The following is a 15,589-nucleotide window of genomic DNA, read 5'->3' on the forward strand; positions in this document are numbered from 1 at the left end:
CGGGCCGGTTATGGTCGCCAGCGATATCTGCCCAGCTCCACCCGGCCATTAAACAGCGTCACCCCCTCCCGTTCCAGCAGCTCTCGCTGTCGCGCGGCGCGGGGCTCCGGCAGGGATATTCGTCCCTGGGCGTTGATGACCCGGTGCCAGGGCAGCTTGGTGCCCTTTGGCAGCTTGCGCAGCGTCTGGCCGGCCAGACGCGCTGCGCGCGGGTAGCCCGCCATTTCGGCCAGGTCTCCGTAAGTGACCACTCGCCCTCTGGGTATTGCCGCCAGTACCCGGCAGAAGCGAGATATGGCATCATTGGTTGGAATTGCGGTCTCTGTTCCCACGATAAATCCACTGTATTTTAATCACTATAAAATCAACGCCATGGTTGTGCTTCGAGCTGTATCCAAACTGACCAGTATTCTGGCGCTTTCACTGTCCCTTGTCTCCCTTCCCGTAGCGGCGGGGATACTCACCCTCAACAATGGCGACCGCATCCACGGCCAGCTGGTACTGGTGGAGAGGGAGGCTGTGGTCTGGAACTCGGAGACCTTCGGGGAGATCCGGCTCGGCAAGGACAAGATACTGTCCCTGGATACCGACGTCGAACTGAAAATAGCCGGGCGGGACGACCCCTGTACCCTGGCCGGGCACCGGCGGGAAAAATGGGAGCTCTACTGTAAGGAGGGTTCCGGTTACCTGGTGGACTTCCCGGCGGTGGAGCGCGCCGAACCCTATGCCCAGTTCCTGGGGCACCCGGTGGTAGTGCACGGCAGTGTCAGCGTTGGCGGCGTGCTGGAGAGCGGCAACCGGGAGCGCGAGGACCTGGATGCGAAGGCGAAGCTGGATGTTCGCCACGACGACTGGCATCACCTGGTCGATGTGCTCTATCAGAACCAGGACAACATCGAGGTGGAGGGGCTGGAAAAGTACCGGTTGGGTTACAGCCTGCGCTGGATCTTCGCCCAGCAGTGGTTCGCTGCGGCCAATACCTCTGTGGAACGTGAGGAGGCGCGCAACCTGGATCTCAGCTCCAAATTCGGTCTCGGTCTCGGCTACCTGTTTTACGACACGGACAAAAAAACCTTGTCGGTGGAAGGTGGTCTGAGCAAACTGCGGGAGCGGTTTATCGATCCCGCCCTGAGCACAGGCCAGGACGACCTCTATGCAGCGGCACGGGCCGCGGTGAATTACCGTTACAAATTTGACCTTGGGCCGGAAGTCTACTTCGACCAGGAACTGCTGCAGTCGCTGGACAGCAGCGACGATTACCAGAGCAGCGCCAAACTCGGCTTGCGAATGCCCCTGGCGGCAGGGTTGCTGATGGAGACCGCCTACTACTGGCTGTACGACAGCACCCCTTCCCTCGAAAGTGTAGAGGAAGATACAAAGCTGACCGTCGGTGTCGGCTACCAATGGTAAAACAACGATCAGTGAGGAACAGAATGAAGATTGCCAACAGCGTTATTGCGATTACCGGCGCCGGGCAGGGTCTTGGCCGGGCCATGGCTGAACACCTGGCCGGCGCCGGCGCGCGCCTGGCATTGATGGATGTCAACGGGGACGGGCTTGGGGAAACTGTGGCCCACTGTCAGGAACTGGGCGCGGAAGCGCGCGGCTACTCCGTCAACGTGGCAGACGAGGAACAGGTGGAGCGCGGCTTTACCCATATCGTGGAGGACTTTGGCGGTCTGCAGGCGCTGGTCAATAACGCCGGCATTATGCGCGACGGCCTGCTGCTCAAGGTGAAGGACGGCAAGGTCGCCGACCGTATGTCCCTGTCCCAGTGGCAGTCGGTGATCGATGTGAACCTGACCGGTGTTTTTCTCTGCGGCCGCGCCGCTGCGTCGCTGATGGTGGAGACGGGGAAGGGCGGTGTCATTGTCAACATCTCCAGCCTGTCCCGCGCCGGTAATATGGGCCAGACCAACTACTCCGCCAGCAAGGCCGGTGTCGCCGCCATGACCGTCACCTGGGCCCGGGAGCTGGCCCGCCACGGCATCCGCGTGGCCGCTATAGCGCCGGGTTTTATCAATACCGATATGGTGGCGCAGATGCGTCCCGAAATTCTGGATTCACTGGTCAAGCAGGTGCCCTTGCGCAGGCTGGGTGAACAGGGAGAGATCGCCGCCACCGTCGATTTTATTCTGCAAAACGACTTTGTCAGCGGGCGTGTGCTGGATATCGACGGCGGCGCCCGGATCTGACTCGGCTCTCTGTCCACAAAAGGGGCGGTCGTGCGGTCCGGGCCAGTTCCGGTCAGGAAATTCGCGCTACGCCGCCAGTTCTGTGGTCGGACAGTATCCACTGCCACAGCTGTATGTGCCGGGCCCGGAAGGCGCCGGCGCAGGACAGCAGATAGTAGCGCCACATGCGGTAGAAATGGCGGTCGTACTGCCCTGCGAACTGCTCCCAGTGCCGCTCGAAATTACTGTGCCAGGCCATCAGGGTCTGGTCGTAATCAGTGCCGAAATTGTGCAGGTCCTCGCACACTAGCAGGTGATCCACTGCATCGCCGATCTGGCCCGCGGAAGGCAGTTCTCCATTGGGGAAAATATAGTGCTCTATCCAGGGATCGGTGGTGGAGTGACGCTGGTTCTTGCCGATGGTATGCAGTAGGAAGAGGCCGTCCGGTTTCAGGCAGCGCTTGGCCACCTGCATAAAGGTGCGGTGGTTGCGGCGCCCGACGTGTTCGAACATACCCACGCTGGCGATGCGGTCAAACTGCTGCCGCAGGTTGCGGTAGTCCTGCAGGTGCACCTCCACGGGCAGGTCCGTATAGTGCTCCCGCACATAGGCCGCCTGCTCCTTGGACACCGTGATGCCCACACATTCAACCCCGTAGTTCTGTGCCGCGTAACTCACCAGGCTGCCCCAGCCACAACCGATATCCAGCAGGCGCATTCCCGGCTGCAGACCCAGCTTGCGGCAGATAAGGTCCAGCTTGGCTTCCTGCGCCTGGTCCAGGGTCTTTGCCCCCGCGCGCCAGTAGCCGCAGCTGTAGACCATGCGCTGGTCCAGCATGGCGGCGTAAAAACTGTTGCCCAGGTCGTAGTGGCGCTCGCCCACCTCGAAGGCCCGGCGGCGGCTCTGCAGATTGATCAGGTGGCTGCGCAACAGCCTCAGGGCGCTGCGCCAGGGATTGATAAGCCGGGTCAGGTCCAGGCGCAGAATACGAAAGAAGAGCTGGTCCAGAGCGGCGGCGTCCCAGTCCCCGCGCATATAGGATTCCCCCAGGCCCATACTGCCCCGGGCCAGTATCTCGTCCAGTGCCGCCGGTCGGTGCAACCGCATGTCCCAGGGGCGGTCGCCATTGATGCGAATGTCCGCCTGTTGCAGAATTTCGTCCAGAAGATGGCGTTTGCGCACTGACACCACAGGTGCCAGGGTTTCCTGTTGCTCACCAGCCATATACGCCTCCTATGCTAAGCTGTCTGATCGTCGTTCCTGTACCATTAAGCCGGTAACCCAGTGGATAATCCCTCATCTATTGGATTACGGCTCTTGAAAAACTGCGCAATTACGTGGAATCGTTGGCTTTCCTCGGGCTTGCGCCAGCCCGAGAAATAGCAGCGTCCCTTGCCGTCACTCAGTGCCGCTCTAGTGCAGTGGGCACCAGCAGATTAGAGTACCAAAAACCCCGATGGTTGCCGTGCCGGCCATCGGCGCCTGGTCCACAGTGGCTGCGGGCTTGAGAATTGTCGCCATAGCCCACATCTATGGGGTTCCGGGGAATAGAACCAGATCCTACCGAAAATAGCAGTTACGCTCCAACCCAAAAGCGGGCTGCGCCAGAGGAGCGACAATGCGTCCACTATTGCTGATCTTCATTATCCTGCCCATTTTGGAGATGTGGCTGCTGATCACCGTCGGGAGCGAGATAGGGGCGCTGCCGACCATCGGCCTGGTGTTCCTGACCGCCATTGTCGGGCTGGTATTGCTGCATCGGCAGGGGCTCTCCACCCTGATGCGCGCCCAGCAGAAGATGCAAGTGGGGGAGCTGCCGGCGAGAGAGATGGCGGAGGGGGTGTTTCTCGCCGCCGGAGGCACACTGCTGCTGACCCCCGGCTTTATCACCGATGCACTGGGTTTTGCGTGCCTGGTACCCGGCCTGCGCCAGCTTCTGCTCGGGTGGCTCCTGCGCCATGTGGTGGTACAGGGCCGCAGTTACCAGGCCGGTTCCCATCGCCGGCCCGGTGGTCACGACATCATCGAAGGGGAGTTTTCCCGGGACCAGCGGGAGCCCCACAAGCGCAATCTGGATAAAAAATAATCAATCTGGTGGGGCTAGCGGAAACCGCCCGGTATCGATACACATTTTTTTGCTTGCGGCTGTTGAAATATGCAGTGTCGCCCATAGATAGGGTCCACCCGAAGATTTTGCCCCGTGTCTGCCGTCAGCCGGGGTGCCTGGACCGGAGGTCCTCAGACTGAGGGTCTTCCATTTGGAAAACCTTAAAACGACTCAATGGAGAGCCTATCCATGAAAATTCGTCCTTTACACGACCGCGTCGTAGTGCGCCGTAAGGAAGAAGAAGAAAAGACTTCCGGCGGCATAGTTCTGCCGGGCGCAGCCAAAGAGAAGCCCAATCAGGGTGAAGTCCTTGCCGTGGGCGAAGGCAAGCTGTTGGACAACGGCGATGTACGCGCTCTGTCGGTGAAAGTAGGCGACACAGTGGTTTTCGGCCGCTATGCGGACAGCAACACCCTCAAGGTGGACGGCGAAGAGCTGATCATCATGAATGAAAGCGATATCTACGGTGTGCTGGAAGGCTGACCGTAGCTTCTATTGAAACCGCACACAAAGAATTTGAGGAACAAGAATCATGGCAGCAAAAGACGTTAAATTTGGTGACGACGCCCGCCAGAAAATGCTGAGTGGCGTAAATATCCTGGCTGACGCCGTCAAGACCACCCTGGGCCCGAAAGGCCGCAATGTGGTACTGGACAAATCCTTTGGCGCCCCCACAGTGACCAAGGACGGTGTCTCCGTAGCTAAGGAGATCGAACTGAGCGACAAGTTCGAGAACATGGGTGCACAGATGGTGAAGGAAGTGGCCTCCAAGGCGTCCGACACCGCCGGTGACGGCACCACCACTGCCACCGTACTGGCCCAGGCCATCGTAACCGAAGGCCTCAAGTCCGTCGCCGCCGGCTTCAACCCCATGGACCTGAAGCGCGGTATCGACAAGGCCGTAGCGGCGGCCGTCGATCACATCGCCGGACTGGCAACACCCTGTGAAGACAACAAATCCATCGCCCAGGTAGGCACCATCTCCGCCAACAGCGATGAGAGTGTCGGCACCATCATCGCCCAGGCGATGGAAAAAGTCGGCAAGGAAGGCGTTATCACCGTTGAGGAAGGTTCCGGCCTCGAAAACGAGCTGGACGTTGTCGAAGGTATGCAGTTCGACCGCGGTTACCTGTCTCCTTATTTCATCACCAATCAGGAGAACATGACTGCCGAGCTGGAGAGCCCCTTCATCCTGCTGGTGGACAAGAAGATCTCCAACATCCGCGATCTGCTGCCGCTGCTGGAGCAGGTGGCCAAGGCCTCCAAGCCGCTGTTGATCATCGCCGAGGACGTGGAAGGTGAAGCCCTGGCCACCCTGGTGGTAAACAGCATGCGCGGCATCGTCAAAGTGGCCGCCGTAAAGGCACCTGGCTTCGGCGACCGCCGCAAAGCCATGTTGCAGGACATCGCCATCCTCACCGGTGGCACCGTAATCTCCGAAGAAGTGGGTCTGGAGCTGGAAGGCACCACCCTGGAGCATCTGGGTACCGCCAAGCGCGTCACCCTGTCCAAGGAGAACACCGTGATCGTGGATGGCGCCGGCGATGTCAAAGACATTGAGGCCCGCGTCAAGCAGATCCGTGCCCAGATCGAAGAGTCCTCTTCCGACTACGACAAAGAGAAACTGCAGGAACGCGTGGCCAAACTGGCTGGCGGTGTTGCAGTGATCAAGGTTGGCGCCGCCACCGAAGTCGAAATGAAAGAGAAGAAGGCCCGTGTGGAAGACGCACTGCACGCGACCCGCGCCGCCGTTGAGGAAGGTGTGGTTCCCGGGGGTGGTATCGCCCTGGTGCGCGCCATCCAGGCGGTTTCCGTAAGCGGTGACAACGAAGACCAGAACCACGGCATTGCCGCCGCCATGCGCGCCATGGAAATGCCCATGCGCCAGATCGTTGACAACGCCGGTGACGAAGCTTCCGTTGTAGTGGACAAGGTGAAGCAGGGCGAGGGTAACTTCGGTTACAACGCCGCCACCGGTGCCTACGGCGATATGCTGGAAATGGGTATTCTGGACCCGGCCAAAGTGACCCGCGCCGCACTGCAGGCAGCGGCCTCCATCGCCGGCCTGATGATCACCACCGAAGCCATGGTGGCGGAACTGCCGGAAGACAAGCCCGCGGCTCCCGATATGGGTGGTATGGGCGGCATGGGCGGCATGGGCGGCATGATGTAAGCCAGTTCATCCAGTCTGTCGATAAAAAGCCCCGCATTCGCGGGGCTTTTTTTATGAACTCGAAAATTCCAATAGTTGATTCCTTTTCGACCGGTTTGTCTTTCTTGAAACTCTGTGCGATTACGCGGAATCGCCGGCTCTTCATGGGTGTGCGCCAGCCTTCGCCTTTTGGTGGTGCATCCAGGTGTTACATTGACCCGACAACTTATTGAGTTGCCGGGTTAATAGCGGTGCGGAGTCCCGGGGGGAGCACTAGCGGCTTACAACGCGGCCCAAACCTACCACGTGACCGGAGATATCGGGCTGGCGTTCCAAAATGGCATAATCGCCGGTATCTCCGCCGCGGCCTTCTCTGCACTCCCCGGCGGCTGGAGCCCGACAAATATAGCCGTTCGGGGTGTAACCGGGGGTATACTGGCCAAGCTGAGTGGGGGCAAATTTGCCCATGGCTTTATCTCCGCGGGCGTTGGCGGTGGTTTTGGGCAGGACACCCATATAGTCACCCTAATGCTGGTGTCGGGGATGATTTCCGAGGCGACAGGGGGCAAGTTTGCTCATGGGGCGGCTACTGTGGCTTTTACAGCAATTATAAAGAAGGTAATTGTTGGTGGTTTGTCTAAGCTAGCAAGAAATACTGGTATTGTGGGTTCGGAGTTGGAGGGTTTATCTGAAGAGCAAAAGCAGAAAAACTTTGACAAAAACCTCGCGTCTTTTGAGAAAGCTCTTAGTGTCATTGATGAAGTGTCAGACTTGGAGGTTCCTAGTTTTACAGTAGTCGATTCCAGCGAGCTGAACGGCAACGTAGCTGGAATTAGCTGTGGTTTATTCGGTTGCGATGAGAATATACTTGTGTCAAAACAATATCTTCAGACTGGACGTTCAGCTATAGACTTCTTGCGCACAGCCTACCACGAAGTCTTACACTTCAATGACCCCAGATACATTAATGCTCACACAAGTTTTCTGCAAAAGTTTGGTGTGATGTCATCCAGGCATGAAGAAATTTATACTTTGGATCGACAACTTGAGCATGGGGGATTGCGAGGGACTTTAGAGAGAGATATATATAATGCTTTCACAAATGAATGAATTCAAATCTTGGTATAGAAATCCTATCTTTTTTTTCATTGGGCTGATGTTCATAGTGGGGATTGTCATGCTGAATTTGGATTCTCAAGATGAAATGGCTCTTGGGAAAAGCGACGCACAATTAATTGATTTATCTATATATGATCAAGCTCTCAATATGGTTTTTCAGGATGTTGGCTCTTACCCATCAAATGAAATTGGTTTCAGGGTGCTTTATGCAAACGAGCTTCAGCACAAAAATTGGAACGGTCCTTATCTAGGTAGGGAAATGAAAAGCATAGATCAATGGGGTAATCCGTTGATCTACAGATATCCTTCCAAATGTGGAATGAATAGTAAAAAGTTCGATCTGTATTCAAGGGGACCTAACGGCATTGATGAGTGTGGAATTGGTGATGATGTCACAAAAAAATAGCCTTATTCTCCGGCTCAAGAAGCTTGTTACTGAATAACGGTACCAAGCATTTCCATCACATATTTCTATTTCGTGCGCGGCAGATGTCCGATCAGTTCGACCTACCGCTGTAGTCGCGGTGTTGGGCCACGCTTGCCTTTAGCGGTCTTGCTGGGTTCGCCGACGATGCCTTCTCCGCACTCCCCGGCGGCTAGAGCCCGACAAATATAGCCATCCGGGGTGCAACCGGGGGTATACTGGCCAAGCTGAGTGGGGGCAAATTTGCCCATGGCTTTATCTCCGCGGGCGTTGGCGGTGGATTGGGGCAGGACACCCATATAGTCACCCGAATGGTAGTGTCGGGGGTGATTTCCGAGGCGGCGGGGGGCAAGTTTGCTCATGGGGCGGCTACTGTGGCTTTTACTGCAATAGTACGCGCAGGTGTGAAAGCTGCCAGAGAACCTACTGCGCAAGAGGTAACTTACGCTCGACTAGCAGAGGGAGTTTACGATCCTGATTACACTGGTGACGATGGTTACGTCAAGTCAGGTTGGATGATGAAACTGGCTTGCAGGCAGCTCTGTTTGTCCATGAAGAAACGGGGCATAGCGTGCTTGCTTTCGCAGGTACAAACGGTGGCTCGGATTGGCCTGCAAACCTTCGGCAAGGAGCTGGGCTTAGCAACAGGCAATACACCCAGGCATTAGGAATGTCTCGACTCGTTTACGCGAATACGGGCGGAAATGTCCATTTTGTCGGGCATTCACTAGGTGGGGGACTGGCGGCCGCTTCGGCAATTGTGAACGGAGGTAGTGCAACTATATTTAATGCAGCAGCAGTTCATTCGAATACCGTGGGAGGTCTTGCTCCAATGCCGGGATCAATAACACACTTATATAGTTCGTTTGATGTGGTGCAGGGAGTTAATGCAATAAGTCTGGGGCAAGTTTATGGAGAGCAGGTATCACTGGGGGCGGCAGGTTGGCACCCCATGGACAGTATTTGTAAGGCGATGGGGTGTTAATCATGAAATCAGTAAAAGTCAAAGATATTTTCTTGGCGGCTGTTATTTTTTTGAGTGCAGGTTGTCAGGCGGAAAACATCGATCTCAATGATATGGTTTCATCTGAAAAGAAATTCAACGAGCGACAGAGCAAAGAAATTGTTGCTCAAATGTCTCTGAAGACGATGTTCCCTGATCAGGGCGCGAGAACATTAGCTGAGGCTGCCGGGAAAGGCCAAGTGGCTAAAGTTGAAGAGCTTGTGGAAAAAGGGGTGGATGTTAATTTTCGTGGTACGAAGGACGCTACCCCATTATTCTGGGCAATGAGAAATTTAAACGGATTTGAAAAGCTGCTGGAATTGGGGGCTGATCCAAACGTGGTTTTTGCCGGTGGTTCAGTTATACATTGGTCAGCTATGAATAAGGATTTACGCTTTCTAAAGGCGGCATTAGAACGCGGTGGAAACCCTAATCTTGTTGCTGGACAGTTTGGAGAAACCCCCTTGTTTAAAACAATAGGAATTAAAGGGGAAGACAATAGAGAAGCCATGCTCTTGCTGCTCAGTGCTGGTGCAAATATCAATGCTCAGACGAGTGGTGAAGTCTTTGGAATGTCCATGGGTGGGAAGACCCCACTTATGGCTGCAGCGGATGTAGTTCGGTTTGATATTGTTGGTGAGTTATTAGAGTTAGGTGCAGACTATAGCCTTAAGGATGATAGTGGTCGTGACCTCGTTGATAGAATCACGTCTGTAAAGGGTCGTTTTGCCTCTGGTAGTGAGCAAGAGAAGTCGTTAAAAAATGTAATATTGTGGCTTGAAAGTCGAGGAGTTGATGTTCCGAACTAAGTAATTTCAATAAATTGGGTCAAAGTAAAATCTCGACATCTTTTTCATCACCCTGAATCACCTATTAGGTAGGGCTGATTATCTGCTAAAGAATAGTTCCAAGCTATGTTGAACTGCATTGATAAATTCTGATAGACGGCAAAATTAACCGGGCGGAGAATTCACGAACCAGACCTGATCTGGCAGAGCCCCAAAAGAGAAGCCGGTCACCGTCAGGTCAGGTCTGTTCACTACATTTCTAATCCGGACTTATTGACCCGTCGATATTCCTATATCAGGTCACTCAGTTTCAGTAGTTTCAGTGATCCAATCCAAAGCTGGTGCAATACGGTGATGGGTTGCCTGTTCATAGCCGTAGGCAGCCTCGATCAATAGCGGTCCGGTATTTGCACTGGAGAAAAAGGAAATGCCAGGCTTTGCCTGGCTGACAGAAGTAGACCAAAGCTCGGTAAGTTGGGAGATATCCCCTTGTTGACCTTGCGAGAAATTGTATTTTATTGGTTACTTCGGCCGATCTTGCTTTCGCCTTATCGCAAATACCAGGCTATATACGGAAATTTATAGTACAAGTTCTTTAAATTCTTAAATCCATTGAGTAACCCTGGATTGTTTGGTTTAAGATTTGTGTTAGTCATCGATGCTTGATAACCCTGAATTTTACTGCTGTTTGGTGTGCATATGTTAAATACAAAATGGTTTAAATTTCTTTTGACGGGATTCACTCTTGCTTTTCTATCCTGTAATGCCTTGGCGGACGAGGTTGATTCAAATTGGTGGCTGGAGAGTAATGGTGCAAAAGTGTACTTGGAGGTATCCGGCCGGAATTCTTCCAAGCCACTAATCCTGTTTTTGCATGGAGGACCGGGAGATGTGGAGTTGGGGTTGATCCCATTCCAGGTAGGTGTTGGGCGGGCACTTGAAGAAAAATATTTAGTTGCATACCTTCATCAAAGGGGAGCAGGCAGGTCTCTTGAAGTAAGGAAGGATACGCTAACAATAGAGAACAATATTGAAGATGTACGTAATATAGTTTCTTTTCTTAAAAAACGCTATAAGAAAGATAATATAATTTTAATTGGTCATTCATGGGGTGGAGCGCTTGCAGCCCTTTATGCAAGGGAGCACCCTGATGATTTGGAACAGGTGGTATTTATTTCCTCTTATCAAAGTGCAGAGGAACAGGCACAAACCAGCTTAAACGCGACGCTGCAATGGGCGAAAAAGGAAGGTAATCAGTTGGCTATACAGGAGCTGAAGCAGTATCAGGAATCTCCCACTGAAAACTATCAGCTTCTCTCAAAATGGGCAAGTAGGGCAAATGGCGGTATAGCTAACGGAGTCGATATTAGAGGTTTCATAGCAGACGAAAAGATTAATGAACAGTTTCCTGGCTGGCAGGAGCGGCGGGGAAATCTAGCTGCAGAAATGGATAACGAGCTTCAGGCTATGAGTGTTAGTGGAGATATCGATCACCTAAAGCTTCCTGCTCTATTTATAGTTGGTGAAAATGATACAATCACTACTCCTTCGCAGGTGAGCGCTGATTATGAAAGGTATAGAGGTAGTAAGTGTCTAATGATACTTAAGGACAGCCATCACCTTCCCTTTATGGATGCACAGGAAAAGCTTGAGAAGGCTCTATTTGGCTTCTTAGACAATGGTCACTGTGCAGCTTGACTATTATTAATAGTGGATGACTCTGCTTACTTTCTGGATACGCTAAAAATTACCTATACCGCAGGCGGCGACCTCCATTACTGGTATGGGGATCACCACAAAAGTGAATGAGACGGGGCTCTGGGGAGCGCCCATTGCCCCCGACATGGCTGGCATAATGTGGGTAAGCTCTGTCGGCGAATTGGAAAAATATTATAAATTGAAATTTTTCCAATAGTATCCGCTGCCGGAATTTATCTTTTGCAGGCTTATACAACAATTAGGGCCAAATACTCCTTAATAGCTCTGACTTTGGTCTGAGTATCGGCTTCAAAGCCCGTTTGGCGCAGCCAATGATCCTTGCTTGTGGCTTAGACCTTTCCGGCAGATTCCCTACACAGCGGGCCTGTGGCGTCACCGGGCCGCTGTTACACCGTTCGTAAGGAACAGCCAGCATTGGCTTTTGTTGGGCGGATGATTAAGCGCCAGCGCTTTCTCCGCTGAGATAGTACTGAATTAAGCAGAGGCGTTCTTGTTTTAGTGAACTTCTGACCAAATAATTTTGTCTCAAGCACACATATTTGGCTGAATTATAAACAGGTGGGTCTCTATGGACCGGCGGAACTTCTCAAAACTCGTTGTAGGCGCTGCAACCTCTTGTGCACTGTCCCAAATACTTTTAGTAAGAAATGCTTTTGCTGCCAATGATAAGGAAGAGGTTGACGAATTTCGGCGACTTGTACGTTACCGTATTCTCCAGCAACACGCGGCATATGCAGCAGTTGCGGGCACTATAAATTCTTCGGGTCGTTGCATTATTACAGTGCGTGATCCGAATGCCGGGGACGGGTACCGGCTGGGCGGCGATACAATTTTTGAGATCGCATCGCTGACTAAGGTTTTTACCGCGTTGCTACTGGCGCTAGAAGTCGTGCAGAAGCGCGTACGGCTTGATGATCCGCTGCAAAAATATGTGCCAGACGGCATAAAAACGCCCACCTTTGAGGGGCGGCAAATCACTCTTGCCGACCTGGCAACGCACAGCGCTTCGCTACCGCTACGGCCAAACAATCTCGCCACATCGGCACCCGATGCGCTGAACAAATACGCGGGTTATACTCTGAAGCAGCTCTATGGCGGTTTGCCAGACTACCACTTGACTCGCGAGCCAGGTGCCCAGTTTGAATATTCAAATCTGGCCTTTGCACTTTTGGGGCAGGGAATTGCTCTCAGGGAAGACAGCTCGTTTGCAGAATTACTGCATCGCCGTGTGGTTGAGCCTTTAGGGTTAAAGGATACCGCCTTTGAGGATGATCCCCGAGAGGCAGGAAGGCGCGCTCAGGGCCACGACTTTTATCTCGACCCGGTGGGCCCGACAAGCGATGGTGCTCTCTCGCCGGCTGGAGGTTTGCGGTCCACTGCTAAGGATCTTCTGTCTCTTCTGGACCTGTTCATCAATGGTCGCGGCCCCAAGGATCTGGTGGCCGCCGCACGTCTTATATTGTCGGTCGACAGGCCGGGAGATGACGAAGTAACCCGCATGGCCCTGGGTTGGCGTAAAACGACTATCCACGGACAAACTTACTACTGGTCGAATGGCAGCAGCGACGGATCGCGTACATTTATGGGGTTCAACCTGGCCAGGGGTTTAGGGGTTGTCACCCTGGCGGATGCTGCGAGTGGCGGAGGGCTGGACGATATCAGCCGGCGTTTCTTAGATCCCCGGCAGGAGGTGTTCACTCAGATCTTCCCTGAGCCTGTCTTTGTAACCTTGCCGGAAGGAGTGCTGCTGAGAGCGGTTGGTCGCTACGAGTATGGGTCGAACAGTGTACTCGAAATCAGCCGGGGGGCCACCGGCCTGATTGTTACGGCGGGGAAAGCTCAATTCGGAATCCGGCCACAATCGCCCACACTATATTCGTCGAAAATGGTGCCTGGAGTCAGTATGGAATTTAAAGGAGCTGAGGTTGGTCCCGCTCACGCGCTCGTTGTCCTTCAAAATGGGGAAAGCTACGTCCACAAGCGTAAAGAATGATTCGTTCAGTGATTTATCTCGCACTATAATTGTTGAGCTTTCAACGAATGGATTATTGCCTCAGGAAACTCGTGGAAATGATGGAATAAATTGCGTTGGAATCCGCTTAGCGGCATCTCTTTGTACCATATCAACTTAGCAAATTATTTAATTACAGCTTTATATTTAAAGTTGGTTTTCACTGCAAGGCTTCAGCTAGAAAGTTTGTCGATGTTTTTCTTAATTCAGAAAGTATCTTTTTGGATAAGTTAAAATCAATGTTTCCCAGAATATGTTGGAGACTAATATCGGAGATTCTCTCTACAAACCTGCAACTGATTTCAAGAGTCATCAGCAGGCTTTTCAATCTGGTGGCACCGCGATCTCTGTTGGCAATACAAATAAAATCGATGTTGAATAGAATGCAGAAACAAACACAGTGAAACGAGTCAGTAATAACCAGTCTGGAATTATATATTTCTGTTAGCCATTTGTTGACCTCTATATAGTTGGACTTATCATAGAGTTCAGTTATCTTAAGATTTAGTCTGCTTGAAAGTCGTCTTACATCATTATAAAAAATCTCATCTTTATCGAGTTTGTATACGGCAATGGAATTTTTTTTTGCCTTCGAATCTAGTAGGTGATAAAAGGTATCAGCTCCAGCCAGCAGGGTAGGATCAAGGACATGCTCTGCATTTACGTTAAAAATCTTTTCGCATATGGTTTTTCCTGAAAACTCCCTGACAGAGACAGCATGGAATTTGCTTATTTCAGCAATAATCGTCTCGGTCAATTCCTGGTTGGACTCCCATCTGTCCCTACCGAAGCTGGCTGCATAAGAGATTCTGCGGCAACTGGTTCTACAAAAATCCAGGAAGTATGATCCTGGATTGGGGGCAGTGTATTCCGGTCTCCAGACTTGATCACTCCCTACAATGACTGCATCATAGTTGGTTTTATAAAGTGACTTGGAATGAGGATAAATCCTGGAAAGCGTCATGTTTCGGCTTCTGAATTTTTCGAATACCGTGTAATTTTTGCCGTTTATATTTCTTATACAATTCTTAATATAAAACTTGATTGCTGATTTTTTGTTTCTGAAATCAATAGTTTCAACATCAAAACCCATTTTTTTAACCACTGTTTCCAATGCATACGCCTGTAAAACAGCTCCATAGTTATGATTTCCATGCTGTAAGTTTAATATTCCAATATTTTGTACTTTGCCAGTTTCGGTATAGGAATTATCAGAGCATGGTATAACTCTTTGCTTCAGGTACTTTGAATAGTGAAGATGCTTCTTTTTCTCATTCATAGTAAAGTTATCATTTATAGAGCTGTGTAAGGTCTACTTTTCCATAGTCAGCATGGTTATCTTCTTTCGTTATTAAACGACGATCATAATCGCATTCAATGTCAGCCAAAATAAAGGAATGTTCGATAAAACAAAAACAAGAAACCTTAATTCAATTTTATTGGTCAAAGCCTGGATCAGGCTATGAATAATCCTGAGTCCGACATAGCCCCAGGCTAAATAGAGATTTAAGCCGCTCCCTTCCCCTAGAAGAGCCAATGAGATAGCTAATGCATAAAATACTGTAGGTTGCTCCATTAGATGATTGTAGTTATCCGCTTTCCAGCGAACCCTTGCGGGCAAACTCGCCATTTGCACTCCTTGCGGCGCACAGGGGTCCATTTTCATTTTTGCCGCCTGGATGGCAGGTATGCGCGTTACATACATCCAAATCCACATTATCATTGACCAGGTAACCAGGCTAATGACAGGTCCTAGTATTTGATTTTCAATATCCATCTTTTCACCTTTATTTTGAATAGTATCTATAGAATCTGAATTTCATGTCTAATTAGACGCAAAGTCAATAGCCTTTGCGACGAATAATCTTTCCTATTGATTAAATGGGAAATCTACGCCGGATAGTGTCTAGCCTTGAGAATACGGTGATCATGACTTTTCCCAGTCATTGGCAGTCTGGCTGGAAAGCGGCTTTTAATAACCTGTCAAACTAATATGATCGGCCCAGAAATAAAATTTTGACATCTTTTTCGACACCCTGATTAATACATTGGCGGTAGTATCTGGCCATATTTGGAGGGATATGTCCATGG

15 protein-coding genes are annotated in these 15,589 nt (G+C 51.7%); 10 read left to right on the forward strand and 5 right to left on the reverse strand.

Annotation, left to right across the window (positions count from 1 at the left end):
- Positions 1-8 precede the first annotated feature (8 nt).
- Positions 9-251, reverse strand: a complete 243-nt coding sequence (locus tag ABVT36_RS10755; RefSeq protein WP_368456576.1) for an MGMT family protein — start codon at positions 249-251, stop codon at positions 9-11.
- Here ABVT36_RS10755 and ABVT36_RS10760 point away from each other — a divergent pair.
- Both ABVT36_RS10760 and ABVT36_RS10765 read left to right on the forward strand, forming a co-directional pair.
- The gene (locus ABVT36_RS10760) at positions 244-1,410 is read left to right on the forward strand and encodes a DUF481 domain-containing protein (RefSeq protein ID WP_368456577.1); all 1,167 of its coding nucleotides are present in this window, start codon (positions 244-246) and stop codon (positions 1,408-1,410) included. The genes ABVT36_RS10755 and ABVT36_RS10760 overlap by 8 nt on opposite strands.
- 23 nt (positions 1,411-1,433) lie before the next feature.
- A complete protein-coding gene (locus tag ABVT36_RS10765; RefSeq protein WP_368456578.1) occupies positions 1,434-2,195 on the forward strand; it encodes an SDR family oxidoreductase in 762 nt (253 codons plus the stop codon).
- 52 nt (positions 2,196-2,247) lie between these two features.
- On the opposite strand, the gene cfa is transcribed toward ABVT36_RS10765, so the two are convergent.
- Entirely contained in the window at positions 2,248-3,399 is a 1,152-nt protein-coding gene (cfa, locus tag ABVT36_RS10770) for a cyclopropane fatty acyl phospholipid synthase (RefSeq protein ID WP_368456579.1), read from the reverse strand.
- A 394-nt stretch (positions 3,400-3,793) separates the two neighbouring features.
- Here cfa and ABVT36_RS10775 point away from each other — a divergent pair, with 394 nt between their 5' ends.
- From ABVT36_RS10775 to ABVT36_RS10795, 5 genes are all read left to right on the forward strand, one after another.
- Positions 3,794-4,261 (forward strand): FxsA family protein, encoded by a 468-nt coding sequence (locus tag ABVT36_RS10775; RefSeq protein WP_368456580.1) that lies wholly within the window; start codon positions 3,794-3,796, stop codon positions 4,259-4,261.
- A gap of 210 nt (positions 4,262-4,471) precedes the next feature.
- Positions 4,472-4,765, forward strand: coding sequence for a co-chaperone GroES (groES, locus tag ABVT36_RS10780; RefSeq protein ID WP_367149668.1), 294 nt, complete (start codon positions 4,472-4,474; stop codon positions 4,763-4,765).
- 49 nt (positions 4,766-4,814) lie between these two features.
- Entirely contained in the window at positions 4,815-6,455 is a 1,641-nt protein-coding gene (gene groL / locus ABVT36_RS10785) for a chaperonin GroEL (protein ID WP_367149667.1), read from the forward strand.
- 285 nt (positions 6,456-6,740) lie between these two features.
- Positions 6,741-7,544, forward strand: a complete 804-nt coding sequence (locus ABVT36_RS10790; protein ID WP_368456581.1) for a hypothetical protein — start codon at positions 6,741-6,743, stop codon at positions 7,542-7,544.
- Entirely contained in the window at positions 7,537-7,959 is a 423-nt protein-coding gene (locus ABVT36_RS10795; protein WP_368456582.1) for a type II secretion system protein GspG, read from the forward strand. Before ABVT36_RS10790 ends, ABVT36_RS10795 begins: the two co-directional genes overlap by 8 nt.
- A gap of 101 nt (positions 7,960-8,060) precedes the next feature.
- Here the strand turns inward: ABVT36_RS10795 and ABVT36_RS10800 are convergent, their stop codons facing one another.
- The gene (locus ABVT36_RS10800) at positions 8,061-8,339 is read right to left on the reverse strand and encodes a hypothetical protein (protein WP_368456583.1); all 279 of its coding nucleotides are present in this window, start codon (positions 8,337-8,339) and stop codon (positions 8,061-8,063) included.
- A 625-nt stretch (positions 8,340-8,964) separates the two neighbouring features.
- On the opposite strand from ABVT36_RS10800, the gene ABVT36_RS10805 reads away from it, so the two are divergent.
- The 3 genes from ABVT36_RS10805 to ABVT36_RS10815 all read left to right on the forward strand — a co-directional run bounded on the left by ABVT36_RS10805 (position 8,965) and on the right by ABVT36_RS10815 (position 13,480).
- A complete protein-coding gene (locus ABVT36_RS10805; protein ID WP_368456584.1) occupies positions 8,965-9,789 on the forward strand; it encodes an ankyrin repeat domain-containing protein in 825 nt (274 codons plus the stop codon).
- A gap of 678 nt (positions 9,790-10,467) precedes the next feature.
- Positions 10,468-11,466, forward strand: a complete 999-nt coding sequence (locus ABVT36_RS10810; RefSeq protein ID WP_368456585.1) for an alpha/beta fold hydrolase — start codon at positions 10,468-10,470, stop codon at positions 11,464-11,466.
- A 589-nt stretch (positions 11,467-12,055) separates the two neighbouring features.
- On the forward strand, positions 12,056-13,480 hold the full coding sequence (locus ABVT36_RS10815; RefSeq protein ID WP_368456586.1) for a serine hydrolase domain-containing protein: 1,425 nt from the start codon (positions 12,056-12,058) through the stop codon (positions 13,478-13,480).
- Between the two features lie 178 nt (positions 13,481-13,658).
- On the opposite strand, the gene ABVT36_RS10820 is transcribed toward ABVT36_RS10815, so the two are convergent.
- Together ABVT36_RS10820 and ABVT36_RS10825 are read right to left on the reverse strand one after the other, a co-directional pair.
- A complete protein-coding gene (locus ABVT36_RS10820; RefSeq protein WP_368456587.1) occupies positions 13,659-14,777 on the reverse strand; it encodes a polysaccharide pyruvyl transferase family protein in 1,119 nt (372 codons plus the stop codon).
- Between the two features lie 72 nt (positions 14,778-14,849).
- A complete protein-coding gene (locus tag ABVT36_RS10825) occupies positions 14,850-15,275 on the reverse strand; it encodes an MAPEG family protein (protein WP_368456588.1) in 426 nt (141 codons plus the stop codon).
- Positions 15,276-15,589: the final 314 nt, after the last annotated feature.

The sequence above is a fragment of the Microbulbifer sp. TYP-18 genome (assembly GCF_040932045.1).
GTDB lineage: Bacteria > Pseudomonadota > Gammaproteobacteria > Pseudomonadales > Cellvibrionaceae > Microbulbifer.

Excerpts from the sequence above, each read along its gene's own strand:
- ABVT36_RS10805 (WP_368456584.1), top strand. The coding sequence starts at position 8,965 with ATGAAATCAGTAAAAGTCAAAGATATTTTCTTGGCGGCTGTTATTTTT.
- ABVT36_RS10765 (WP_368456578.1), top strand. The coding sequence starts at position 1,434 with ATGAAGATTGCCAACAGCGTTATTGCGATTACCGGCGCCGGGCAGGGT.
- ABVT36_RS10815 (WP_368456586.1), top strand. The coding sequence starts at position 12,056 with ATGGACCGGCGGAACTTCTCAAAACTCGTTGTAGGCGCTGCAACCTCT.
- groL (WP_367149667.1), top strand. The coding sequence starts at position 4,815 with ATGGCAGCAAAAGACGTTAAATTTGGTGACGACGCCCGCCAGAAAATG.
- ABVT36_RS10820 (WP_368456587.1), bottom strand. The coding sequence starts at position 14,777 with ATGAATGAGAAAAAGAAGCATCTTCACTATTCAAAGTACCTGAAGCAA.
- groES (WP_367149668.1), top strand. The coding sequence starts at position 4,472 with ATGAAAATTCGTCCTTTACACGACCGCGTCGTAGTGCGCCGTAAGGAA.
- ABVT36_RS10795 (WP_368456582.1), top strand. The coding sequence starts at position 7,537 with ATGAATGAATTCAAATCTTGGTATAGAAATCCTATCTTTTTTTTCATT.
- ABVT36_RS10810 (WP_368456585.1), top strand. The coding sequence starts at position 10,468 with ATGTTAAATACAAAATGGTTTAAATTTCTTTTGACGGGATTCACTCTT.
- ABVT36_RS10825 (WP_368456588.1), bottom strand. The coding sequence starts at position 15,275 with ATGGATATTGAAAATCAAATACTAGGACCTGTCATTAGCCTGGTTACC.
- ABVT36_RS10800 (WP_368456583.1), bottom strand. The coding sequence starts at position 8,339 with ATGAGCAAACTTGCCCCCCGCCGCCTCGGAAATCACCCCCGACACTAC.
- ABVT36_RS10775 (WP_368456580.1), top strand. The coding sequence starts at position 3,794 with ATGCGTCCACTATTGCTGATCTTCATTATCCTGCCCATTTTGGAGATG.
- cfa (WP_368456579.1), bottom strand. The coding sequence starts at position 3,399 with ATGGCTGGTGAGCAACAGGAAACCCTGGCACCTGTGGTGTCAGTGCGC.